Raw genomic sequence first — 21,909 nt, forward strand, 5'->3', positions numbered from 1 at the left:
GATCGGTTCCGACGACGCCCAGGAGCGCAAAGCGAGCGAATGGCATCACGCAAACGACACGAAGTCAAATGCCCGCACATGCGCCATCGGACGCAGATTTTTCCATCGGAGATTCAACGTGTATCCGGAGACGACGCATGCCCTATCTCCATGAGGATCGCTCTTCCGCTCCCAGCCACCTGGATGAGGTCTTGCGCCGGGTCGAGATGCAGCGTGTCGAAGCAGTCGAGGGTGTACAACGCCCCCTGACATGTGACATCGATCGCCGCATCGAGCGGAACGATGAACGCCGCGCAGATCTCATCGGAAAGCAACGTCACGCCCCAAGTCATGATCCTTGTGCGATGCTGAAAGCGGTCGCGCCTCGTCATCACGTTGAGGTCCCGGATCGGTCCGGAACGGAGCCTGCCGACGGTGTGGTCGTCCCCGGAAAAAGACAGCTTGGGGGACCGCTTGTCCAGCCGGTAGATTTCACCGCTGACATCGAGTTCGAGACCCTCGCCTTCCAGCACGATGAGCGTTCGGTCCATACCCGGAAACGACGAAAACGGGCCGTCGGCTGCCACATCCGCCATGCTGATGCGCCAGCCGAAGGTGTCGAAGCCCGATTCTTCGGGGAAGGCCGCGATTTCCGCAGTCGTGCCGCCGCCATTCTTCCACGGAAGGCGGACAAGCTGGTCTGCTCGGGTGACGCGGGCAATCATCGCGTTCATTCCAGGCTCGGTAGATTGAGGCCGTGCTCGCGGGCGCACGCGATGGCGGTGTCATAACCCGCATCCGCATGTCGCATGACGCCGGTCGCCGGATCGTTCCAGAGCACGCGCTCGACGCGGCGGGCCGCCTCGTTTGTGCCGTCGCAGACCACCACCATTCCGGAATGCTGGGAAAAACCCATGCCGACGCCCCCGCCGTGATGAAGCGAAACCCAGGTTGCGCCCGAGGCGCAGTTGAGGAGCGCGTTCAGCAGGGGCCAATCGGAGACCGCGTCCGAGCCGTCCTTCATCGCCTCGGTCTCCCGGTTGGGACTGGCAACCGATCCCGAATCGAGATGGTCGCGCCCGATGACCACGGGGGCCTTCAGCTCGCCGCTCGCCACCATCTCGTTGAAGGCAAGGCCGAGCCGATGGCGGTCCCCCAATCCGACCCAGCAGATCCTTGCAGGGAGACCCTGGAATTTGATGCGGGCCCGCGCCATGTCGAGCCAGTTGTGCAGGTGCGCGTTGTCGGGCAGCAATTCCTTCACCTTGGCATCCGTCTTGTAAATATCCTCGGGGTCGCCCGACAACGCAGCCCAGCGGAACGGCCCGATGCCCCGGCAGAAGAGCGGGCGGATATAGGCCGGCACGAATCCCGGAAACGCGAAAGCGTCCGCCACGCCTTCTTCCTTGGCCATCTGACGGATGTTGTTGCCGTAGTCGAAGGTCGGCACGCCCGCCTTATGGAACTCCAGCATGGCGCGCACATGCTTCGCCATGGAGCGCTTCGCCGCCCGCTCCACCGCCTTCGGATCGCTCTCGCGCTTTGCCTCCCATTCGGCGAGCGTCCAGCCCTTTGGAAGATAGCCGTTGATGGGGTCGTGCGCCGAAGTCTGGTCCGTTACCGCATCGGGCCGAACGCCGCGACGGGCGATCTCCGGGAAAATGTCGGCGGCGTTGCCGAGCAGGCCCACCGAGACCGGTTTCCTCTCGCGGCACGATTGCTCGATGATGGCGAGCGCCTCGTCCAGCGTATCGGCGCGCTTGTCCACATAACCCGTCTTCAGCCGCATCTCGATGCGGCTCGGCTGACATTCCACCGCCAGGCACGATCCGCCCGCCATGGTGGCGGCAAGCGGTTGCGCTCCGCCCATACCGCCGAGCCCTGCGGTCAGGATCCAGCGGCCGGAGAGATCCCCGCCATAATGCTGGCGGCCCATTTCCACGAAGGTCTCGTAGGTGCCCTGCACGATGCCCTGGCTGCCGATATAAATCCACGAACCGGCGGTCATCTGGCCGTACATCATGAGCCCCTTGCGATCGAGCTCGTGAAACGTGTCCCAGGTGGCCCAATGGGGCACGAGGTTGGAATTGGCGATCAGCACGCGCGGCGCATCCGCGTGGGTGCGAAAAACCCCAACGGGCTTGCCCGATTGCACGAGAAGAGTCTCGTCCTCGCCCAGCGCTTCGAGGGCCGCCACGATGCGATCGTAGCTTTCCCAGTTTCGGGCCGCACGGCCGATCCCGCCATAGACGACGAGTTCGCCCGGCTTCTCGGCAACCTCGGGGTCGAGGTTGTTCATCAGCATCCGCAGGGGCGCCTCGGTCAGCCAGCTCTTGGCCGACAATTTCGTGCCGTGAGCGGCGCGGATCACGCGGGCATTGTCGATGCGGGTCATGATGGGGTCCTTCCTGCGGAGCGCGCGAAGTTCAGGCATTCCTGGAGAATGCGGATCAGAACCGCGCGCATGGGCGTGGCATAGGCTTTGTCGTAAGGTGTGGGCCAATCACCTTCGGCGACGGGACCCAGCGGCTCGACCATGTAGCCACGGCACGCGAGTTCCATCTGGATCGCGTGCACGCCGTCCTGCGGACGGCCGAACGCGCGGGTGATGAAACCACCCTTGAACCTGCCATCGAGCACGTGGCTGAAATCGCTCGCTGCGCAGATCCGCGTGATTGCGTCGCTCAAGGGGAGCGCGCAGGTCGTCCCATCGTTCGTGCCGATGTTGACATGCGGCAGCGTGCCATCGAACAGGCGCGGGATTACGGAGCGGATCGAATGGCAATCGTAGACGACGACGTGCTCGTGCCGCGCGCGCAGGCGCTCGATTTCCGTGCGGAGCACCGCATGATAGGGATCGAGAAAGCTGGCGCGCCGCGCGGCGATCTCTGCCTCGTCGGGCTCTTCGCCGGGGCGGTACAACCTCTCGCCATCGAAGGTTGTGGTGGGGCAAAGCTCCGTGGTCGCCTGGCCGGGGTAGAGAGATCCTCCGGCGGGGTCCCTGTTGACGTCGATCACCGTGCGGGAAATCGCCGTCCTGACGACCGTTGCCCCGAAGTCGGCGGCAAAATCGTACAATTGTTCGATCCACCAATCCGCGTCCTTGCGGGAGAGCCAGGGCGAGACCAGACGGCTTTCATATGGCTCGGGTATGTCCGTGCCCGTGTGGGGAAGGCTGATGAGAAGCGGGGCTTCTCCTCGTTCAATCTCCAGCCAACCCGGGGCGTTCATCGTCCATCCCCTGTCACGGAGGGAAGGGCGTCGAGGCCTGCCGCGCCGGCGAGCGCGCCCGATCGCACAAGCGCGCTCGCCTGCTCGATATCGGGGGCAATATAGCGGTCATCGATCATTTGCGGCACAATTTCGCGCAGCAATGCGCGTGCGCGCTCCAGCCGCTCGCTCGACCGCATCGGAGCATGGAAGTCGCAACCCTGAACGGCGACCAGAAGCTCGATGCCGATCACATGAACCGCATTGGACGCCATCGACAGCAACCGGCGAGCACCGTGCGTGGCCATGGACACATGGTCTTCCTGATTCGCCGAGGTGGGAATCGAGTCGACGCTGGCCGGGTAGGCGCGTTGCTTGTTCTCAGACACCAGAGCGGCGGCGGTCACCTGCGGAATCATGAAGCCCGAATTGAGCCCGGGCTTGGATGTCAGGAAAGCCGGCAGACCGGATAGGGCCGGGTCGACCAGCATGGCGATGCGCCGTTCTGCGAGCGACCCGATCTCGCACAACGCCAGCGCAATCATGTCGGCCGCGAAAGCCACGGGCTCAGCATGGAAGTTGCCGCCGGAGATGACCTCGCCCGTATCGGAAAATACCAGCGGATTGTCCGATACGCCGTTCGCCTCGACTCCCAGTGTCTCGGCCGCCTGCCGCAACAAATCGAGCACCGCGCCCATCACCTGGGGCTGGCAGCGCAAACAATAGGGGTCCTGCACCCGGGCATCGTCGACCAGATGCGAGGCGCGGATGGCACTTCCCTGCATCAGCGTGCGCAAGGCCGCCGCGACCTCGATCTGGCCGCGATGCCGCCGCAGCTTCTGGATGCGTTCATCGAAGGGCCCGTCAGACCCTTTGGCGGCGTCCGTCGCCAGGGCACCGGTGACGATCGCGGCCTGGAATACGCGTTCGGTCTCGAACAGGCCTGCGAGCGCAAGGGCCGTGGAGACCTGCGTACCATTGAGCAGGGCAAGGCCCTCCTTCGGGCCGAGCGCGAGCGGCTCCAGTCCGACGCGGCTGAGCGCCTCAGGGGCGGGAATCCGCGCGCCGTCCACGAGAAAGTCTCCGACGCCCATCAGCGCCGCCGCCATGTGGGCGAGCGGCGCCAGATCGCCGGATGCGCCGACCGATCCCTGCCCGGGGATCACCGGTGTGAGGCCTGACGAAAGACAGGCCTGCAGATGGACGATCGTCGACCAGCGTACACCCGACGCCCCCTGCGCGAGGCTTGCGAGCTTGAGCGCCATCACCAGCCACACGACCGCCGGCGGCAACATTTCGCCGACTCCCGCGGCATGGGACAGCACGATGTTGCGCTGGAGAGCGGCGAGATCGGCGTGGCCGATGCGCACGTTCGCAAGCTTCCCGAAACCGGTATTGATTCCGTAGACGGGTTCGCCTTTCGCGACGATCGTCTCGACGGTTCTCGCCCCGGCCTCGATCGCCGGCCGGCATGTGTCGTCGAGCGCGATGGCGGCGCCCGAATAGACGCGTCGCCAATCGGCGAGCGTCACGGAGCCCGGGATAAGTGTTACGGTTGCGTTCACTGTCCTCTCCAGATGCGGCGATGAAGCGGGTTGAAGCCGAGCCGGTAGACGAGTTCGGCCGGCCGTTCGATGTCCCAGATGGCAAGATCGCAGGACTTGCCGTGTTCGAGCGTCCCGATGTCGTTGAGCCGGCCGAGGGCGCGCGCCGCCTCGCGGGTCACTCCCGCCACGCATTCCTCGACCGTCAGGCGGAACAGGGTCGCGCCCATGTTCATCGCGAGCAGCAGCGAGGTCAGCGGCGATGTGCCGGGATTGCAATCGGTCGCGAGCGCCATGCGCGTGCCATGCCGGCGGAAGGCGGCGACGGGCGGCGCCTGCGTTTCGCGCAGCATGTAGTAGGCGCCCGGCAGCAGCACCGCGACGGTGCCCGTTTTCGCAAGTGCGGCCGCTCCCTCGTCGTCCGTGTGCTCGAGATGGTCGGCCGAAAGCGCCCCGAATCCTGCGGCGAGCTCGGCTCCGTGCAGGTTCGAGAGCTGATCGGCGTGAAGTTTCACATCGAGCCCCAGCGCCTTCGCTGCGGCAAAGACCCGCGCAGTCTGCTCAGGCGAGAAAGCGATTCCCTCGCAGAACGCGTCGACGGCGTCGACGAGACCCTCTCGCGCCAGGGCAGGAAGCATCTCGTCGCAAACAAGTGCGATGTAACGGTCCTTGTCGGCCTCTTCGGGCGGGAGAGCATGAGCGCCCAGGAACGTGGTTGTGATGGACACCGCGCGCTCATCGGCAAGCCGCCGGGCCGCGCGCAGCATGCGTGCTTCGGTCACGAGGTCGAGTCCATAGCCGGATTTGACCTCGATGGTCGTGCAGCCTTCGGCGAGCAGGTGATCGAGCCGTTTCAGCGCGCTGGCGACAAGCTCACTCTCGCTCGCGCCCCGGGTCGCGCTGACGGTGGAAAGGATCCCACCCCCGGCGCGCGCGATTTCCTCGTAGGACGCGCCCTTCAGCCGAAGCTCGAATTCATGCGCGCGGTCGCCGCCAAACACCAGATGCGTGTGGCAATCCACAAGTCCGGGCGTGATCCATCGCCCGCCGCAATCGATCCGCTCCACCGCGTCCCAGGCGGTTGGCAACCCGTCCGACGATCCGACGAAGGCGATGCGGCCATCTTTCGATGCCAGCGCGCCGTGTTCGATAATCCCCAGGCCGTCACCGGCCAGAGTGGCCAGGCGGGCATTCAGCCAGATCCGGTCAAAGCGCATGTTTCTGCTCCGGCGACCTCGTTATGTCTATACATAATCGCCCAAAACAATTATTGTCCAGTCGGATTCGAACGGTTTTGAGAATTTCGCCATCGCGTCGCTTTTTGCGACCACTGGCGGCGCGGATGGCACCACTTTTTGAACGACCACAGGGTTTGGCGATGCGAAAGCTCATTTTCGATCATGCGTTGCTCCCCACCGGATGGGAGTCGAATGTCGCCGTCGACATCGAGGACGGCGTCATTCGCGTGGTGCGGTCGGGCGTCGCGCCGGATGGCTTCGAACGAGTCGCGGGGATCGCGCTGCCAGGGCTTCCGAACCTTCACAGCCATACCTTCCAGCGCGGTATGGCCGGCTTGGCGGAAACACGCGGCCCCGAAGGCGACAGCTTCTGGACATGGCGGCAGGTGATGTACCGCTTTCTCGCCCATCTGACGCCCGACGATGTCGAGGCGATCGCGGCTTTTGCCATGATGGAGATGCTGCAGGGCGGATTCACGGCACTGGCCGAGTTCCACTATCTGCATCACGATCCCGCTGGCCGTGCTTACGACAATCCTGCGGAGCTTGCCGCGCGCATCGGAGCCGCGGCGAACGAAACCGGCATGGGGCTGACGCTCTTGCCGGTATTCTACGCGCAGGGCGGATTTGGCGGCGCGCCGCCCACCGAAGGCCAACGGCGTTTCGTCTGCGACGTCGCGCAGTTTTCACGTCTCGTCGGAGCGACGAGAGACGCCCTTGCGAACCTGGACGACGCGACCGTGGGGATCGCTCCGCACAGTCTGCGCGCCGTGACGCCGCGCGATCTCGCGGAGATTGTCGCGATCGCTCGACAAGCGCCGATCCATATCCATGTTGCCGAACAGGTGAGGGAAGTCGAGGATTGTGTCGCCTGGTCGGGTCAGCGACCGGTGGCATGGCTGCTCGATCATGCGCCGGTCGATAGGCGCTGGTGCCTTATCCATGCGACTCACCTCGATCCGCATGAGACCCGCGCTCTTGCGGCGTCCGGCGCGGTGGCCGGCTTGTGCCCGCTGACCGAGGCCAGCCTTGGCGACGGGATTTTCGATGGTGCCGGATTTCTCGCAGCAGGCGGACGTTTCGGGGTCGGGTCCGATTCGAATATCGAGATCAGCGCGCCGGCGGAACTGAAGCAGCTCGAATACAGCCAACGTCTCAGGCACCGCGCCCGCAACGTGCTGGCGCAGCATAAGGGCCAGTCGACCGGGCGCAGCCTCTACCAGAATGCACTGACAGGTGGGGCTCAGGCCCTCGGTCGGCGCGTCGGCGCCATCGATGTCGGCCATCGGGCGGATTTTGTCGTGCTCGATGCGACGCATGCTGATCTCGCCGCGACGTCAGGCGATTATTGGCTGGATTCGTACGTTTTTGTCACTGGAAAAGCTGCTATCGACAGGGTCTTCGTCGCAGGCAAGTCCGTTGTGTCCAATGGGCGCCATATTGCACGTGAGGCCATCAGTTCGCGCTACCGGCGCGCGATGGCTCGGATCATGGCTTAGAGCAGCTCCATGAAAGCAGTTGCCTAGTATGAAACATCTGCATCAACGCATCCGCGACGACATTGAGGCGCGCATCATGTCGGGACAATGGCCTCCGGGCCATCGCATCCCGTTCGAGCATGAACTCATGGTCGAATACGGCTGCTCACGCATGACGGTCAACAAGGTCCTTTCGGCTCTCGCGGCGAACGGCCTGATCACCCGTCGACGCAGGGCCGGATCCGTGGTGGCTGAACCGAGCACGCAACGTGCCGTGCTCGAAATTCAGGATTTCGCGCTCGAGGCGGAGCGCGCCGGCACGATCTACCGTTTCGAGATTCTGCGTCGCGTCATCGAGCCGATCGACGCCGCCGCGGCGCAACGGACCGGCATGCCGGCCGGAACCGAAATGCTCAACCTCGCGACGCTTCATCTGATGGACGGCGTGCCGGGTGCCTACGAGCAGCGCTTGATCAACCTGGCGACAGTACCCGAAGCCAAAGACGAACGCTTCACGGACGATCCGCCCGGCACCTGGCTGTTGAGGCGCGTGCCTTGGACCGATGCGGAACATATCGTCCGTGCCCTCAATGCCGACCGGCTGCTGGCCAAGCGGCTGAACATTCAAGTCGGGGATGCTTGCCTGGTGCTTGAGCGGCGGACCTGGCAGGCTGGTGTTTTCGTGACCGAGGCGCGCATCACATATCCGGGCGACAGGCACCACCTCGTCGGGCACTTTTCACCGATCGTCCAAGCCCAATCAGGAAATTCGGCCCTCGTCTGAAATCGGACTGGCGAGCGTCAGTTTTTATTTGATTCCGTTGAGCTCCGCCGTGATATCGGCGAGCGTCGGGACATAATCGTCCCCGTGACCTGTGCCGACCGCGAGCGCGAAGCTGTTGCGCACGGAAGCACCGACCGGATTCGCCAGGTCGACCGATTGCGCGAACGACGCCAGATAAGTCATGTCCTTCAGGCCGTTGCGAAGCGTGAATTTGTGGGCGTTCGGGTCGCGGTCGAGCACCCATTTGAAATAGGTTTGATAGAAGCCGCAATCCATGCGGCCGCCGCGGATGACGCTGTCGAAGAGTTGCGGCGTAAGGCCCGCTTTTGCTCCGAGCGCCAGGGCTTCGGCGTAGAGCGCCGCATATCCCATCGACAGGAAATTGTTGAGAAGTTTCATCGTGTGTCCCGTTCCGGTCGGGCCCGTATGCACCACCCGGGCGGCGAAGGCGTCGAGCAGAGGGCGGACCCGCGCCACGACAACGGCGTCGCCTCCAACCATGACATCGAGCGTGCCGGCGAGGGCGTCCGCCGGCGTGCGCCCGAGCGGCGCATCGACCAGGGTAATTCCCAACGGTGCGAGTTCGGCCGCGAGCCGCGTCGTTATCGAAGGATCCGAGGTCGAGCAGTCGATGACGAGGAGCGGCTTTGCCGCTGCGATCAGGCCGTCGGGACCCTGGATGATCGCCTGCACCTCCGGCGATCCCGTGACGCAGAGGATCACCACGTCGGATGCGGCTGCGACCTCTTTGGGGCTCGCCGCCTCGGTCGCCCCTCGCGCAATGAGGTCTTCCGCCGGGGCGCGGTTGCGGTGTGCCATGACCGTCAGCGGCCAGCCTTTGGCGAGTATGTTGCCCGCCATGCCATGACCCATGAAACCAAGGCCGATGAAACCAACACGCTCTTTTGCCACAATTCCGCTCCTCTGCCTCACGGAGGATAACATACTGACTTGCGGCTTTCACACGCCGCGCCGGCGAAAGTCCCGGAGGGACGGCTTTTCAGTCCTTGGAGGTTCGTTGATGCTGTAGTATTCTGCAAATGGCACCCTCCTGTCGTGGTCCTTGAGATGCAGACGTCGGTGAGCCCGGCTCATGTGACTCCCCGCTCACAGCAAACGCAGTTGAGATTGTTTCGCCCTGACGATCCTGCATCTGCCCTCGGTATCGCGGTCAACCACCTGATGACGAAACCGGCCTTTGCCAACCTCCGATTTGGTGATTGGTCTCGGATCCTCGTCGGCCAGATCAACCGTGGGCATTACTGCTTCGTCGTCGATGACACAGGCCAGGTCAGGGGATTTGTCGGCTGGGCTCTCACCAGCAAGGAAAAGGCCGAAGCCTGGGTCGAGGGCCGCCGAGGTCTTTCCTACCAGGACAGCAGCGCGGGAGATTGCGTTGTCTTCAATGCATGGTCCGCAAACGACGGCGAAGTGCAACGCTTTCTCGTCGATGCAACTCGCAAGCTTATCCGGGACAAGCAGACCATTTACTTCAAGCGGCATTATGGTGATGGCAGCACGAGGCCGGTGCGGCTCAATGTGAATGAGTTTGTCGCCGCGCATGTGGGCCGAAGCGGCGCGAAGCCTGACCATGGCCGTTCAGCTAAGTAGGCGGCGTGACTTGCGCCGTTCGTGCGTGGCGGATACCGACGCGGAGTTTTTGAGCCGCGCGTGAAGCACAGGCTGCCCGATGGACGGTCGCGTCCGGAGAGTGGCTCCTCACGTCTCTTAGTTGGGAGCGCATGACATGTCCGGCAGCAGCACCCTGATCTCCACCGTCAATCCTATCGGCAACACAGATGTCGATGGCCTCCTGTGGGGTTGGAGGTGGAATACTCCCACTCTCAACTATGCGTTTCCGACAGCCGCCACGGCTTACGGCGGTTACGCCCAGGTCAACGGATTCCAATCTTTCAACGGGAGCCAGATCCTGGCCGTCCTGCAGGTTCTGACGAACGTCATGAGCTTTACGAACCTCTCCTTCAATCTGGCGGCAAACCAGAACACGACGTCCGGCGTCACCCTCCGATGGGCCGAAGCCAGCTCGATCAACTATACCAACGATAGTAATGTGGCGACGCAGACGGGTCTCAGGACCATCGGGTCGGCCTGGTCGACCGCTCCCGAACTGGGATTCAACGGTTCGCCGCCCAGCACGCCATTCTATGCACAGGGCGACGCTTGGTTCAGTCCGGTCAACTACGACAATCCTCTCCCCGGGAACTGGGCCTTTACCGCCGGCATCATGCATGAAACCGGGCATTCTCTGGGCCTGAAGCACGGACACAGCGCCTTCGTCACTCACGGCGCCTCGTTTCCGACTCTTTCGGCCGATCACAACTCCTTCGAGTTCTCGGTGATGACCTACAGCCAGTTTCCCGGCGACGTTCTGGGAATGCCGAACTTCGACAACGCGGTCGATCACCCGACCACATTCATGCAGGCGGATATCGCGGCGCTGCAATATCTCTATGGCGCCAACTATAACTACAACAGCGGCAACACCGTTTATTACTGGAACCCAGCGAGCGGTGAACTGTCGATCAATGGGGCTCGTCAGGGCGCGCCGAGCAGTCAGCGGGTGTTCATGACCGTCTGGGATGGCGGGGGAAGCGACACCTACAACTTCGCGGATTATACGACCGACCTGAACGTCAATCTTGCTCCTGGCGGATGGACATCGCTCGGCGCGGGATTGTCGCCCGACCTCGGCAATGATGGACCGGGGACTCCGGAGCACTACGCGCGCGGCAATATTTTCAACGCACAGCTCTTTCAGGGAAACCCAGCCTCGCTGATCGAAAACGTGATTGGCGGATCGGGCAATGACGCGATTTCCGGCAACAACGTCAACAATGTCCTCCAGGGGCTCCCCGGCGACGATACCCTGTTGGGCCTCGAAGGCGCCGACATCCTCACGGGTGACGAAGGAAACGACAAGCTAAAAGGGGGTGGCGGTGCYGACCAGCTTTTCGGCGGCGATGGTGACGACAACCTCAAAGGCGGCGGCGGAGCCGATCTTCTGAGAGGCGGACCAGGCATCGACACTGCGACATACGAGGATTCGGGTTCGGCGGTCGCCGTCAACCTGTTGTCGGGAAGTGGGGCCGGCGGCACTGCGAATGGCGACGAACTCGTGCTGATCGAGAATATCATAGGGTCGGATTACGACGATCTCCTGATTGGCGATGATGGCGCCAACAGGCTGCGCGGGGGGAACGGCAGGGATAATATCAAAGGAGGCGGTGGGGCCGACGTATTGGATGGCGGAACGGGGCCCGACGTTATGGACGGAGGCGCCGGGAATGACACCTATTACGTCGACAACCTGGGCGATCAGGTCGGCGAGAACCCCGGAGCTGGGATCGACACAATCCATGCGAGCATCAGCCTGACGGCCCCGGCAAACGTCGAAAATATCATCCTTGAAGGAACCGGAAATCTGAATGTGAGCGGCAATGCGCTGGCAAACCTCATGATCGGGGGGACAGGAAGCGATGCCCTGGCGGCTGGCGATGGAAACGACACGCTCAGCGGCGGCGACGGACCGGATACGCTCTCCGGCGGCAATGGAGACGACGATCTGTCGGGCGGGGCGGGCAATGACCGGGTGGCTGGCGACGCAGGCAACGACGCCCTGAAGGGCGGCGCAGGCAATGACGTCATGACCGGAGATGCTGGCGACGATCAGGTCTTTGGCGATGCGGGAGACGACACCGGCTACGGCGGGGACGGCAACGATATCGTGGCAGGCGACGCTGGCGACGACCGGCTGTTCGGTGATGTCGGCGCGGATATCCTCAGCGGCAGCGCAGGGGCAGATTGGTTGTATGGCGGGGCCGGCAACGACCGACTCGTAGGCGGCTTGGGGCGGGATATCATGAAGGGCGACRCGGGCCGGGACACCTTCGCGTTCGACGACAGGGAAACAGCCGCAACGCGAAAAAGCGCGGACTACATCGTTGATTTCGCCGGAAAACTTGGCGACAAGCTCGATCTCGCGCTCATCGACGCCAACGTCAAAGCGCGCGGCGACCAATCGTTCTCGTTCCTTGGCGAAAAAACCGCGTTCACCAAAGCGGGTCAGGTTCGATACGAGCAGACCAAGACGGATACGTGGGTCTACCTCAACACGGATTCGGATAAGGCCGCCGAGGCGGTGATCCGTCTAAAGGGAAGTTTCGATCTATCCAAGGGTTGGTTCCACCTCTAGCCAGGATGAAATTTCTCGCGCCGCTCGATCGCGCGTGATCAAGCGCCAAAGAAGTGACGATCCTGCAGGCTTCGAAGAGCCATCAATGCGGACCCGCCCTCCAGTTCCAGGTCGCCGATCCGGATCGCGTCACCCTGTCGGACGGACTCCGCCAATCGACAATCCGCCGCGAGGTAAAATGGCGCGAGCGTATCCGGTGCAAGCGCGCGCGCCGGACGAAACTCCGCGGTCATGCCCGCGATGGTGTGATGATGGCCTCCCATCGTGAGCGGCATCCCGGCGGGAAGGTCTTGAGTTGCCACCGCCACGAGATCGAAGCGAGGCCGGTAATCGTTGCCGTAACCGGAGACATTGTGTATTGCCGCGTCGAGAATACTGGTTGCCGCCTCTAGGCCGAGCAGATGGCGCGGCACGAAAACCATGGCAGTGGCGCCGGTGCGACTGACGATATGTCCTTTCTGGGCGAGCATCTCCCACGTCTTCGCATTGTCGCAGCGGATCACCACGAAGACGCCGCCGGCGAAGCTGATCTCATCCGCTGTGCGCAGGCAATGGAATACGTCGAGGCGGCGCTCGCCCGAGAGAATTCCGCCGTCCTCGCGATGCGCGAAAATCGTGGGTACTTCGCCGATGCGGGCGATGGGGGCGTGGAGGTCTGGACGATCCGGTTGAAGCCCGGTCGCATTCGCAACAACCAGGAGCTCGCACAGGTCCGGAACGGCGCGCTGGGGAAACGCAGCCGTAACCTCTCGCCGCGCCGCGACGATGTCATCGACGGCACGGGAGCCGAGCGTCCAATGCGCGGCGAGCGCGCTGCATCGGGCGGAATTTTCGTTGCTTTCGAGGTGGCCCGTGGAGGCGTCGAAGACGAAATCATATTCGCTCGACTTCCCGGCCGCGATCAGGTCAAAGCCAAGAACCTCCGCCCAGCTGATCAGGCCGATGAGCAAACTCGGCTGGTCGCCATCCACCGTCGTCACCACACGGCCGCGATCCGCCGCGAGTTTCTTGAGCCCTGGGCCGACGACGCTGTCGAGTTCCTTGGTGACCAACGCGATATGCTTTTCGGCTTCCACCGCCAGCATGGCATGGCGCGCCGCCGCCACAGGCCTGCCGGTCGCCTCCACCATGACGTCGAACGGGAGCTCGCTCACCATGGCGAGATCGTTCGTCGCGATGTAGTCGCCCTCCGACCAGGCGGCCTTCGCCTCTCTGGCGGATTCACAAATGCGGATCCGCCTTGCCTCAATGCCGGCTGCAAGAAAGCCTGCAGCCGCGCCCTGCGCCGACACATCGACCGCGATGCGCGCGGACAGCAACGGGACGCGTTGGGCCTGAGCGAGAAAGCTCTGTCCGAATCCGCCCGTTCCCACGACGCAGGTCTCAACGGGACGTTCGGCTTTGGCATAAAATGAGCGGTAGTCCATTGATGTGTCCCTTTGAGCGCAGGATGGACCCGGCGCTCTTGCGCGCAGATCGTGAAGTGGGTGGAGGCGATCCGGCCGGATTTACCGGAGCAGGTCCCAGGCTTTCAGGAAGAAGTCCGGCGAACCGAAATTTCCCGATTTGAGAGCCAGCACAAGGTCGGTGCCGGAAAGGGTTCGCGTCCAGGGGACACCCGGATCGATCTCAGGACCTATGGCGAGCGCTTTGACTCCGAGCGCGCCGACGACAGCGCCCGATGTCTCGCCACCGGCGACGATCAGCCGTGTGAAGCCCAGTGGGGGAAGCGCACGCGCGATCTCCGCCAGGAATCGTTCCACGAGGTCGCCCGCATTCATTCGGCCGAGCTTGGTTTGAACGTCCCGTACGGCATCGGGCGTTGCCGTGGAATAGATCAGGATCGGCTTGCGCGAATCCTGCGCTGCCATCCAGTCCTTTACCGTCTCGACCGAAAGGTCGCCCGACGCGAGGGCCATGGGGTCGATGTGGAATGCCGGAAATCCTTCGGCGATGGCGGTGCTCACTTGGCGCTGGGTCGCGCTCGAACACGAACCGGCGAGGATGAGGGCCTTCCCGGCGGGCGCCTCGAATTTTTCTCCTGCCGCCGGGGGACGTGCAGCTTGTTCTTCGCGATAGGCTGCGGGAAGCCCCATCGCCACGCCGGAGCCTCCGGTGATCAGCGGCATGTCGGCGGCCGCCAGACCGATCGTGCGGAGATGCTGGTCGGTAATCGCATCGACAATGACGATCTGACGCCCCGCTGACGTCTCGCGCGCAAATGCTTGGCGGACAGCCTCTATTCCGGCCTCGACATCCTCGAACGGGACAAGGCCGACCGAGAGCGTGGTCTGCCGCTGAAGCACCCGCACGAGATTCGAATCCCGCATGGGGGTCAGAGGGTGGTCTTTCATGCTGCTCTCGTGCAGAGGCACGCCGTTGACGAACAGATGCCCTTGGTAAACCGTACGGCCATTGGCGGGGAAGGCAGGACACGCGAGGGTGAATGCACTGCCGGTAAAAGTCAGAAGAGCCTCAGTGACGTTGCCGATATTGCCCTCATCCGTCGAGTCGAAGGTCGAGCAGTATTTGAAGAAGAAATTCGCCGCGCCCGCCTGCCTCAACGCCGCCGCGGCCGCAAGAGATTGCGCGACAGCCTCCTCCGCCGGCAGCGTGCGCGATTTCAACGCCACGACCACCGCATCGGCCTGCGCGAGATCAAGTGTTGCGTCCGGCACGCCGATCGTTTGAATCGTCTTGAGCCCCCCTCGCGCCAGCATGAGCGCAAGGTCGCTTGCCCCCGTCAGATCGTCGGCGATGCATCCCAGTCTCATCAAACACTCCCCGACCTATTTGTTCGACCACGTCGAGAGCCAGGCGAGCCCGTCCTCGGTGCGTCCGCGAGGCTTGTATTCGGCGCCGATCCAGCCATCATATTCCATCCGGTCGAGGGCCCGAAAAATCTCCGGATAATTGATCTCGCCCTCATCCGGCTCTGCGCGGTCGGGAACGCCGGCGATCTGCACATGGCCGATCAGCGGCAGATGCGTTTCAAGGCGGCGGATGAGATCGCCCTGCATGATCTGCGTGTGGTAACAATCGAACATGATCTTCACGTTGGCGCGGCCGACCTTCTCGATGATCGCGGCCGCCTGTTCGACATGATGCAGAAAGTAACCGGGCTTGTCGCGGTGATTGATCGGTTCGAGCAACAGGGTCAACGAGGCTTGCGCTGCCTTGTCGGCGGCGGATTTCAAGTTCTCGACGAATGTGTCTTCGGCATCGCCGTCACGTTCGGCCGGAACCACGCCCGCCATGCAGTGAATGGCATTCGCGCCAATCTCGGCCGCATATGACAGCGCCGTGTCGAAGGCGCGTCGGAAATCGGTCGCGCGGCCCGGGAGCGCACCCAACCCGAACTCTCCCGCGGCCGCATCGCCCACTGGCGTATTGAGGGCGAGCATTGTCAGGCCGCCGCGGGCGAGCGCTGCCTTGATGTCGTGCGCCGACACGTCGTAAGGCCAATGCATCTCGACGCCGGTGAACCCGGCCGCGGCCGCGGCGCCGATCCGGTCCGTCAAGGGAAGATGCGTGAACAGGAAGCCGAGATTCGCGGAGAAACGTCGCATCGCGCTACTCCCTCACAGGCGAGCGTTGAGAGCGCAAGGCAGGGGCCGTCGCAGGCTCCTCATCGATCGAGCGATCGAGTTTGTAGTGTGCAACGAGATCGTTGACTTGGGCGGATGAGAGAATCCGCGGATTCATGCCGCGCAGCAGAAGATAAAGCTTCGCCGTTTCCTCCAATTCCTCGGTCGCGTAGATCGCGGATTCGAGGTCGCGCGCGGCGACCACCGGCCCGTGATTGGCAAGCAAAATGGCGCTGTATTTTCCGGCTAGCGCGCGGATGGCATCGGCAACCGCCGGATCGCCCGGCCAACAATAAGGGACAATGGCGGTTTTACCGACCCGCATCACGAAATACGCCGTCATCGGCGGAAGGGCATCGGATGGATCCATGTCGGGCAGCATCGAGACGGCGACCGAATACGTGGAATGCAGATGCACGACGGCCCGGGCCTCCCGACGGGTCTCGAGAAGGGCCGTGTGCAGCGGAAGCTCCTTGGTTGGCAAATCACCCGAGATCAATCGGCAAGCGGGGTCGAGACGGCTCAACCGAGCAGGGTCGAGGAAACCCAACGAAGAATTCGTCGGGGTCGCGAGAAAGCCGCCATCGGACAAGCGGACCGAGATATTGCCGGACGATCCGGTGGTGAGACCGCGCTCGAAAAGGGAGCGGCCGAACCTGCAGATGTCTTCCCGAAGTCTCGCCTCTTCGCTCACGTCCGCTTTCCTTCGCGCAATGTCGGGGTAGAAACAATCGAGCAGCTATCCTACTCCGCTGGGCGCAGGAAGGCTGCTGGATCTAGATGACGTTTCTTACGCGCTCCCAAGTTTTCTCCATATGCGCGTTGAGCACCTTCGACAGTAGGCCCGAATCACGGGCCTCGAGCGCGGATATGATTTCCTCATGGTCGGCCACGGCACCCGCCCATTTCTCCGGCCCCTCGTTGCCGATGTAGCGAATGCGCCGCAGGCGAGCCTGCAAGATGCCATGCACGTCGGCCAATGCATCATTCTTTGAGATCCGCAGGATCGCCGTGTGGATATTCTGGTTCAATTTAAAATAGGGCAAGCGATCCCGGTTGGCGTACATTTCCATCATGCGGTCGTGCAGCCGCCGCACCTCCTGGATTTCCGCATCAGTGGCGTGCTCGCAAGCAAGGCGCCCCGCGAGGCCCTCCAGATCGCCAAGGACCACCAGGCTGTCGTGGACGTCCTTCGGGGAGAACTGACGCACCACCGCGCCGCGCCCGGGCGAAAGTTCCAGAAGGCCCTCGCTCGCAAGAAACTTGAGAGCCTCACGCAACGGCGTGCGCGAGACGCCCAACTCGATGCCCAGATTTCCCTCGTGGATCCGAGAACCCGGTGCGAGGTTTCCCTCGATAATCATATCCCGAACGCGCGCCACGATCGCCTCGTGGAGGCTGGGGCGCGCAATCGGACCCCTATCCTCGAGATCGATCGGCAGGGAGTTGCCCGCCCCAGGTTTCATCTGCTGATTCATCTTCCCGTACTGCCCACGAGCCCGATCGCCATCAAGCGACGCTTATAGCGCCGTTCCAACTTATCACAAATAAAATTCTGTATGCAGCATGCTTGCGTACAAATATTGCGGCTGTTACGGTCGGAGCGTTGATCAGATGAGGTTTCCGTGAGCGGCAGTACTTCCCCCACTCGGTCCGAGCGTCCGACGATCGCATTCGCCATGGGCGATCCGGCAGGCATCAGCCCGGAACTGGCCGCACAGCTTGTCGCGGCCAAGGACCTCCATGGCGATGCCCAATTGGTGCTGTTCGGAGACTTGCGGATATTTCGGGACGGTGCCCGCACCGCAAAGGTTGACCCCGATATCGACGTGGTTTCTTCCGAACATGATGTTGTCCCCGCCGTCGGCCGTCCGATTTTCGTGGATCTGAAAAACCTCGCCCTGGAGCAGGTGACCCCCGCAACCGCCACGGTGGAAGGCGGTCGATTTGCCACGGAGAATTTTCGCCGGGCGCTGCTCTTCGCACAATCCGGACGCGCTGACGCGGTCTTCTTCACACCCTTCAACAAGAAGGCGATGCGCCTTGCCTATGACGGCTACGACGACGAGATCCGCTTTGTACGAGACGTGCTGAACACGGCCGTCGAGGCGAGCGAATTCAATGTTCTGGGCAGCCTGTGGAATGCGCGCGTGACGTCGCATATTCCGCTGTCGCAGGTATCCTCCGCCATTTCGGCGGCGGCGATCCTGAGAGCCACGACACTCGCGGACCGCTGCATGCGCACAGCCGGATTTACGCAGCCTCGAATTGCCGTGGCGGGATTGAACCCACATGCGGGAGACGGCGGCAATTTCGGCCGCGAGGAAATCGACATCATCGAGCCGGCGGTTCGCGAGGCGCGCGCGCGGGGATTGATCGTCGAGGGGCCGTTTCCGTCCGATACCGTATTCCTGCGAGCGAAAAACGGCGATTTCGATGCGGTCCTGACGATGTATCACGACCAGGGACAGATCGCCAYGAAGCTGATGGGGTTTGATCGCGGCGTGACATTGATCGGCGGCTTCCCGTTTCCGATCTGCACGCCGGCTCACGGCACCGCCTATGAGATTGCCGGCCGTGGCATCGCCAATCTTGGCGCCAGCCGCGAGGCGCTGCAATTGGCGATCCGGATGGCGACAGACGCCCGCGCAAAGCGCGTCGCCGAGGGCGAAGCTGCCTGAGTTTCATCCAGATATCAACGATTCCGGTTCCGACGCCATGGGCCGGTGCCATCAAAAAGGGAGGAAGACAATGCTGAAGAAAACATCATGGTTGTTCGCAACGGCCGTCGCGACCGTACTCGGGGGCGCCGCCCAGGCCGATTGGCAGCCCACCAAACCGGTGGAGTTCGTCGTCACATCCAGCCCCGGCGGCGGCACCGACAACTTCGCGCGTATCGTCCAGTCGATCATTGCGAAGCACAAGCTCATGGATCAGTCCATCGTCGTCACCAACAAGGGCGGCGGCAGCGGCGCGGAGGGTTACGTCTACACGAAGGTGGCGGCCGGCGATCCCCACAAGCTCACCTTCGGTACCAATAACGAGTACCTGCTGCCCTACGTCGCCAAGCTGGCCTACAAGCCGGACGAATTGACCCCCGTGGCCGCCATGGCGCTCGACGAGTTCTTGCTGTGGGTCAACGCGAAGGCGCCTTTCGATGATGCGAAAAGCTACATCGAGGCAGCGAAGGCGAAGCCCGAAACCCTCAAGATGGGTGGCAGTCAGTCCAAGGATACAGACCAGACACTGACCAGCCTCGTCGAAGATGCAACGGGCACGAAGTTCATCTACGTCCCGTTCCAGGGTGGCGGGACGGCCGCCGTGCAACTCGCGGGCGGACACATCGACTCCAACACCAACAATCCCAATGAAAATGCCGGTCAGTGGAAGGCCGGGATGATCAAGCCCCTGTGCGTGTTCAGCCCGACGCGTCTGCAGGAAGGCCCGAAGGTCACGGCCACGATGGGCTGGTCCGACATCCCCACCTGCAAGGAAGCGGGCATCCCGGTCGACCAGTTCCAGATGCCGCGCACCACCTGGTTGCCGGGCGGCGTGCCCGCGGAGGCGGTCGCGTTCTATGCCAGTCTGCTCAAGAAGGTGAGCGAAACACCGGAGTGGAAGGAATACATCGAACGCACATCGCAGACGGGGCGCTTTCTTGCCGGCGAAGAGCTGAAGACCTTCATCGCGCAGGACGACGCCAAGAACAAGAAAGTGTTCGAGCGCGAAGGTTGGGTCGTTCGCTGACTTGCAGCGAGCCGAGAGCCGGCGCAGTCTGAACTGCGCCGGCTTCGTCAATGTTGCGCGATGATGGTGATGCTATGATTTCTCGGTTTTCAGCGGAGATTGCCACCTCGATCGCAACGGCAGGCCTGGGCCTCGCCGCGGTTGTGGGATCGCTCGAATACGGAACCGGCTGGGGTGCCGCGGGACCCGAGCCCGGCACATTTCCCTTCTATATCGGACTGTTGGTGATGGCGGCGAGTGTCGCAACGCTTGCACAGAGTGTCGTCGGTCGTGCGGCGCTGCAGAATGTTCTCGTCGACCGTGCTCAGGCCAGGCGGGTGGCGACGTTCTTCGGTCCCATGGTCCTTTTCGTCATCGCCTCCCTTCTCCTCGGTCTCTACGTGGCGACAGCGCTCTATCTCACCTTCGTCATGTGGTTGCAGGGAGGATACCGGCTCGTGATCTCGGCAGCCGCCGGGGTATTCGCCGCAATCTTTTTCTACTTCGTCCTCGAAGTCGGATTCCAGGTCTCCCTCCTCAAGGGCCCGCTGGAAGCTGCCTTGGGCCTTTACTGAACAGCAACCCTTCGAGGGGAGACAGGCCTTGGAAAATTTCGCACCGCTCATGCACGGTTTCGGTGTCGCGCTGACCACCTATCACGTGGCCCTGATGATCGTTGGGGTTCTGCTGGGAATCCTCGTGGGCGTTCTGCCGGGCCTCGGGGCGCCGAATGGCGTGTCGTTGCTCCTGCCGCTGACGTTCACGATGGACCCGGTCTCGGCCATCATCCTTCTGTCGAGCATGTATTGGGGCGCGCTGTTCGGCGGCTCGACCACGTCGATCCTGTTCAATATTCCGGGCGAACCCTCATCCGCCGCGACAACGTTCGACGGCTACCCCATGGCAAAGCAGGGAAAGGCCGCGGAAGCACTGACGCTGGCGTTCCTGTCGGCCGGATTCGGTGCGCTGGTGGGCGTGATCCTGATCACGGTTCTGTCGGGATGGGTTGCGAATTTCGCCCTTCGCTTCAGCTCCCCGGAATATTTCGCCGTCTATTTTCTGGCCTTCGCGAGCTTCGTCGGTCTCGGCGCGGCATCTCCCTTCAAGACTGTCGTTTCAATGGGCCTCGGCTTTGCCTTCGCGGCAGTGGGGATGGATACGATTTCAGGTGGCTTGCGCCTCACCTACGGTTTTAACGAACTCCTCTCCGGCATCAGCTTTCTCATCGCGGTGATCGGTCTTTTCGGCATCGGCGAACTCCTGCTGACGATGGAGGAAGGTTTGCGCTTCGACGGTATCAAAGCGCGCGTCACGCCTCGCGACGTCATCCGCACGATTGCGACCATGCCGCGATATTGGGTCGCCCTCGTGCGAAGCAGCATGATCGGCTGTTGGATGGGAATCACGCCGGGCGGACCGACGGCCGCCTCGTTCATGAGCTACGCATTCGCCAAACGCCTCTCGCGTCACAAGGACCGTTTCGGAAAAGGCGAGCCGGAAGGTGTCGTGGCGCCGGAAACCGCCGATCACGCCGCCGGCAGCAGCGCCATTCTCCCGATGATCGCCCTCGGCGTGCCGGGCTCGGCGACAGCCGCCGTCATGATGGGCGGATTGATGATCTGGGGACTGAACCCAGGGCCCATGCTGTTCATCGAACGACCGGATTTCGTCTGGGGACTGATTGCCAGCATGTATCTCGGCAATATCGTAGCCGTGCTGGTGGTCCTGGCCACCATCCCGCTCTTCGCCTCCATCCTGCGCATCCCTTTTGCGATCATCGGGCCTGTGATCGTCGTGGTTTGTTTCATCGGCGCCTACACGGTCGCGGGCCGGCCGTTCGATCTCTGGCTGGCTCTGGCCTTCGGTGTCGCGGGCTACGTTTTTAAGAAGCTCGACTATCCCATCGCTCCGCTGGTCCTGGCGATGGTGCTCGGCGACAAGGCCGAGGACGCGTTCCGGCAATCCATGATCATGTCGAAAGGCTCGCTTGGGATCTTCTGGTCGAACGGCCTCGTGGGAACGCTCATTACGCTCGGAATGGTGCTTGCGCTCTGGCCCGTTCCGGCCGCGGCCGCCGCTCGCATCGTTCGCTTCAAGTCGTCGTCGGCTGCTGCGTGACGACGTCATGACAACATTTGACCTGGACCGTG

Annotated in this window: 19 protein-coding genes; 8 read left to right on the forward strand and 11 right to left on the reverse strand. The window is 62.9% G+C overall.

The features are described from left to right. Positions 1-113: 113 nt before the first annotated feature. From AC1DVM_RS05745 to hutI, 5 genes are read right to left on the reverse strand one after another with little or no spacing between them, the layout of a single operon-like run. Entirely contained in the window at positions 114-713 is a 600-nt protein-coding gene (locus tag AC1DVM_RS05745; RefSeq protein ID WP_477252780.1) for a HutD/Ves family protein, read from the reverse strand. Continuing rightward, entirely contained in the window at positions 710-2,377 is a 1,668-nt protein-coding gene (hutU, locus tag AC1DVM_RS05750; RefSeq protein WP_477252846.1) for a urocanate hydratase, read from the reverse strand. Before hutU ends, AC1DVM_RS05745 begins: the two co-directional genes overlap by 4 nt. Then, positions 2,371-3,210 carry an N-formylglutamate deformylase gene (gene hutG, locus AC1DVM_RS05755; RefSeq protein ID WP_477252782.1) on the reverse strand — a complete coding sequence of 280 codons (840 nt, stop codon included), beginning with the start codon at positions 3,208-3,210 and terminating at the stop codon, positions 2,371-2,373. The genes hutU and hutG overlap by 7 nt, the downstream gene beginning before the upstream one ends. Then, positions 3,207-4,754 carry a histidine ammonia-lyase gene (hutH, locus tag AC1DVM_RS05760; protein WP_477252784.1) on the reverse strand — a complete coding sequence of 516 codons (1,548 nt, stop codon included), beginning with the start codon at positions 4,752-4,754 and terminating at the stop codon, positions 3,207-3,209. Before hutH ends, hutG begins: the two co-directional genes overlap by 4 nt. Then, positions 4,751-5,950: an imidazolonepropionase gene (gene hutI / locus AC1DVM_RS05765; protein ID WP_477252785.1), complete on the reverse strand. Its 1,200-nt coding sequence runs from the start codon at positions 5,948-5,950 to the stop codon at positions 4,751-4,753. The genes hutH and hutI overlap by 4 nt, the downstream gene beginning before the upstream one ends. 161 nt (positions 5,951-6,111) lie before the next feature. On the opposite strand from hutI, the gene AC1DVM_RS05770 reads away from it, so the two are divergent. Together AC1DVM_RS05770 and hutC are read left to right on the forward strand one after the other, a co-directional pair. After that, the gene (locus tag AC1DVM_RS05770) at positions 6,112-7,470 is read left to right on the forward strand and encodes a formimidoylglutamate deiminase (protein WP_477252786.1); all 1,359 of its coding nucleotides are present in this window, start codon (positions 6,112-6,114) and stop codon (positions 7,468-7,470) included. A gap of 28 nt (positions 7,471-7,498) precedes the next feature. After that, positions 7,499-8,233, forward strand: coding sequence for a histidine utilization repressor (gene hutC / locus AC1DVM_RS05775; protein ID WP_477252788.1), 735 nt, complete (start codon positions 7,499-7,501; stop codon positions 8,231-8,233). Positions 8,234-8,257: 24 nt separating this feature from the next. Here the strand turns inward: hutC and AC1DVM_RS05780 are convergent, their stop codons facing one another. Next, positions 8,258-9,145 (reverse strand): NAD(P)-dependent oxidoreductase, encoded by an 888-nt coding sequence (locus AC1DVM_RS05780; RefSeq protein ID WP_477252790.1) that lies wholly within the window; start codon positions 9,143-9,145, stop codon positions 8,258-8,260. Between the two features lie 156 nt (positions 9,146-9,301). On the opposite strand from AC1DVM_RS05780, the gene AC1DVM_RS05785 reads away from it, so the two are divergent. Together AC1DVM_RS05785 and AC1DVM_RS05790 are read left to right on the forward strand one after the other, a co-directional pair. After that, on the forward strand, positions 9,302-9,844 hold the full coding sequence (locus AC1DVM_RS05785) for a toxin-activating lysine-acyltransferase (protein WP_477252792.1): 543 nt from the start codon (positions 9,302-9,304) through the stop codon (positions 9,842-9,844). 136 nt (positions 9,845-9,980) lie between these two features. Further along, positions 9,981-12,446: a M10 family metallopeptidase C-terminal domain-containing protein gene (locus AC1DVM_RS05790; RefSeq protein ID WP_477252793.1), complete on the forward strand. Its 2,466-nt coding sequence runs from the start codon at positions 9,981-9,983 to the stop codon at positions 12,444-12,446. A 38-nt stretch (positions 12,447-12,484) separates the two neighbouring features. Here AC1DVM_RS05790 and AC1DVM_RS05795 read toward each other — a convergent pair whose 3' ends face one another. The 5 genes from AC1DVM_RS05795 to AC1DVM_RS05815 all read right to left on the reverse strand — a co-directional run bounded on the left by AC1DVM_RS05795 (position 12,485) and on the right by AC1DVM_RS05815 (position 17,499). Continuing rightward, the gene (locus AC1DVM_RS05795; protein ID WP_477252794.1) at positions 12,485-13,873 is read right to left on the reverse strand and encodes an NAD(P)H-dependent oxidoreductase; all 1,389 of its coding nucleotides are present in this window, start codon (positions 13,871-13,873) and stop codon (positions 12,485-12,487) included. Positions 13,874-13,954: 81 nt separating this feature from the next. Further along, positions 13,955-15,220, reverse strand: coding sequence for a 3-oxo-tetronate kinase (gene otnK, locus AC1DVM_RS05800; RefSeq protein ID WP_477252796.1), 1,266 nt, complete (start codon positions 15,218-15,220; stop codon positions 13,955-13,957). A 15-nt stretch (positions 15,221-15,235) separates the two neighbouring features. Beyond that, positions 15,236-16,015 carry a 2-oxo-tetronate isomerase gene (otnI, locus tag AC1DVM_RS05805; protein WP_477252798.1) on the reverse strand — a complete coding sequence of 260 codons (780 nt, stop codon included), beginning with the start codon at positions 16,013-16,015 and terminating at the stop codon, positions 15,236-15,238. A 4-nt stretch (positions 16,016-16,019) separates the two neighbouring features. Next, positions 16,020-16,727 (reverse strand): 3-oxo-tetronate 4-phosphate decarboxylase, encoded by a 708-nt coding sequence (otnC, locus tag AC1DVM_RS05810; protein WP_477252799.1) that lies wholly within the window; start codon positions 16,725-16,727, stop codon positions 16,020-16,022. 82 nt (positions 16,728-16,809) lie between these two features. Continuing rightward, entirely contained in the window at positions 16,810-17,499 is a 690-nt protein-coding gene (locus AC1DVM_RS05815) for a GntR family transcriptional regulator (protein ID WP_477252801.1), read from the reverse strand. A gap of 213 nt (positions 17,500-17,712) precedes the next feature. On the opposite strand from AC1DVM_RS05815, the gene AC1DVM_RS05820 reads away from it, so the two are divergent. The 4 genes from AC1DVM_RS05820 to AC1DVM_RS05835 all read left to right on the forward strand — a co-directional run bounded on the left by AC1DVM_RS05820 (position 17,713) and on the right by AC1DVM_RS05835 (position 21,877). After that, positions 17,713-18,714 (forward strand): 4-hydroxythreonine-4-phosphate dehydrogenase PdxA, encoded by a 1,002-nt coding sequence (locus tag AC1DVM_RS05820; RefSeq protein ID WP_477252848.1) that lies wholly within the window; start codon positions 17,713-17,715, stop codon positions 18,712-18,714. A gap of 70 nt (positions 18,715-18,784) precedes the next feature. Next, positions 18,785-19,780: a Bug family tripartite tricarboxylate transporter substrate binding protein gene (locus tag AC1DVM_RS05825; RefSeq protein ID WP_477252802.1), complete on the forward strand. Its 996-nt coding sequence runs from the start codon at positions 18,785-18,787 to the stop codon at positions 19,778-19,780. A 74-nt stretch (positions 19,781-19,854) separates the two neighbouring features. Beyond that, positions 19,855-20,334 carry a tripartite tricarboxylate transporter TctB family protein gene (locus AC1DVM_RS05830; RefSeq protein WP_477252804.1) on the forward strand — a complete coding sequence of 160 codons (480 nt, stop codon included), beginning with the start codon at positions 19,855-19,857 and terminating at the stop codon, positions 20,332-20,334. Positions 20,335-20,362: 28 nt separating this feature from the next. After that, a complete protein-coding gene (locus AC1DVM_RS05835; protein WP_477252805.1) occupies positions 20,363-21,877 on the forward strand; it encodes a tripartite tricarboxylate transporter permease in 1,515 nt (504 codons plus the stop codon). The last annotated feature ends 32 nt before the right edge of the window (positions 21,878-21,909 follow it).

The organism is Microvirga sp. P4_A5 (genome assembly GCF_056402495.1).

What these genes read in the sequence shown, in the direction of transcription:
- AC1DVM_RS05745 (WP_477252780.1), bottom strand. Translation starts at nt 713, where the DNA reads ATGAACGCGATGATTGCCCGCGTCACCCGAGCAGACCAGCTTGTCCGC.
- hutG (WP_477252782.1), bottom strand. Translation starts at nt 3,210, where the DNA reads ATGAACGCCCCGGGTTGGCTGGAGATTGAACGAGGAGAAGCCCCGCTT.
- hutI (WP_477252785.1), bottom strand. Translation starts at nt 5,950, where the DNA reads ATGCGCTTTGACCGGATCTGGCTGAATGCCCGCCTGGCCACTCTGGCC.
- AC1DVM_RS05770 (WP_477252786.1), top strand. Translation starts at nt 6,112, where the DNA reads ATGCGAAAGCTCATTTTCGATCATGCGTTGCTCCCCACCGGATGGGAG.
- hutC (WP_477252788.1), top strand. Translation starts at nt 7,499, where the DNA reads ATGAAACATCTGCATCAACGCATCCGCGACGACATTGAGGCGCGCATC.
- AC1DVM_RS05785 (WP_477252792.1), top strand. Translation starts at nt 9,302, where the DNA reads ATGCAGACGTCGGTGAGCCCGGCTCATGTGACTCCCCGCTCACAGCAA.
- AC1DVM_RS05795 (WP_477252794.1), bottom strand. Translation starts at nt 13,873, where the DNA reads ATGGACTACCGCTCATTTTATGCCAAAGCCGAACGTCCCGTTGAGACC.
- otnK (WP_477252796.1), bottom strand. Translation starts at nt 15,220, where the DNA reads ATGAGACTGGGATGCATCGCCGACGATCTGACGGGGGCAAGCGACCTT.
- otnI (WP_477252798.1), bottom strand. Translation starts at nt 16,015, where the DNA reads ATGCGACGTTTCTCCGCGAATCTCGGCTTCCTGTTCACGCATCTTCCC.
- AC1DVM_RS05815 (WP_477252801.1), bottom strand. Translation starts at nt 17,499, where the DNA reads ATGAAACCTGGGGCGGGCAACTCCCTGCCGATCGATCTCGAGGATAGG.
- AC1DVM_RS05825 (WP_477252802.1), top strand. Translation starts at nt 18,785, where the DNA reads ATGCTGAAGAAAACATCATGGTTGTTCGCAACGGCCGTCGCGACCGTA.
- AC1DVM_RS05830 (WP_477252804.1), top strand. Translation starts at nt 19,855, where the DNA reads ATGATTTCTCGGTTTTCAGCGGAGATTGCCACCTCGATCGCAACGGCA.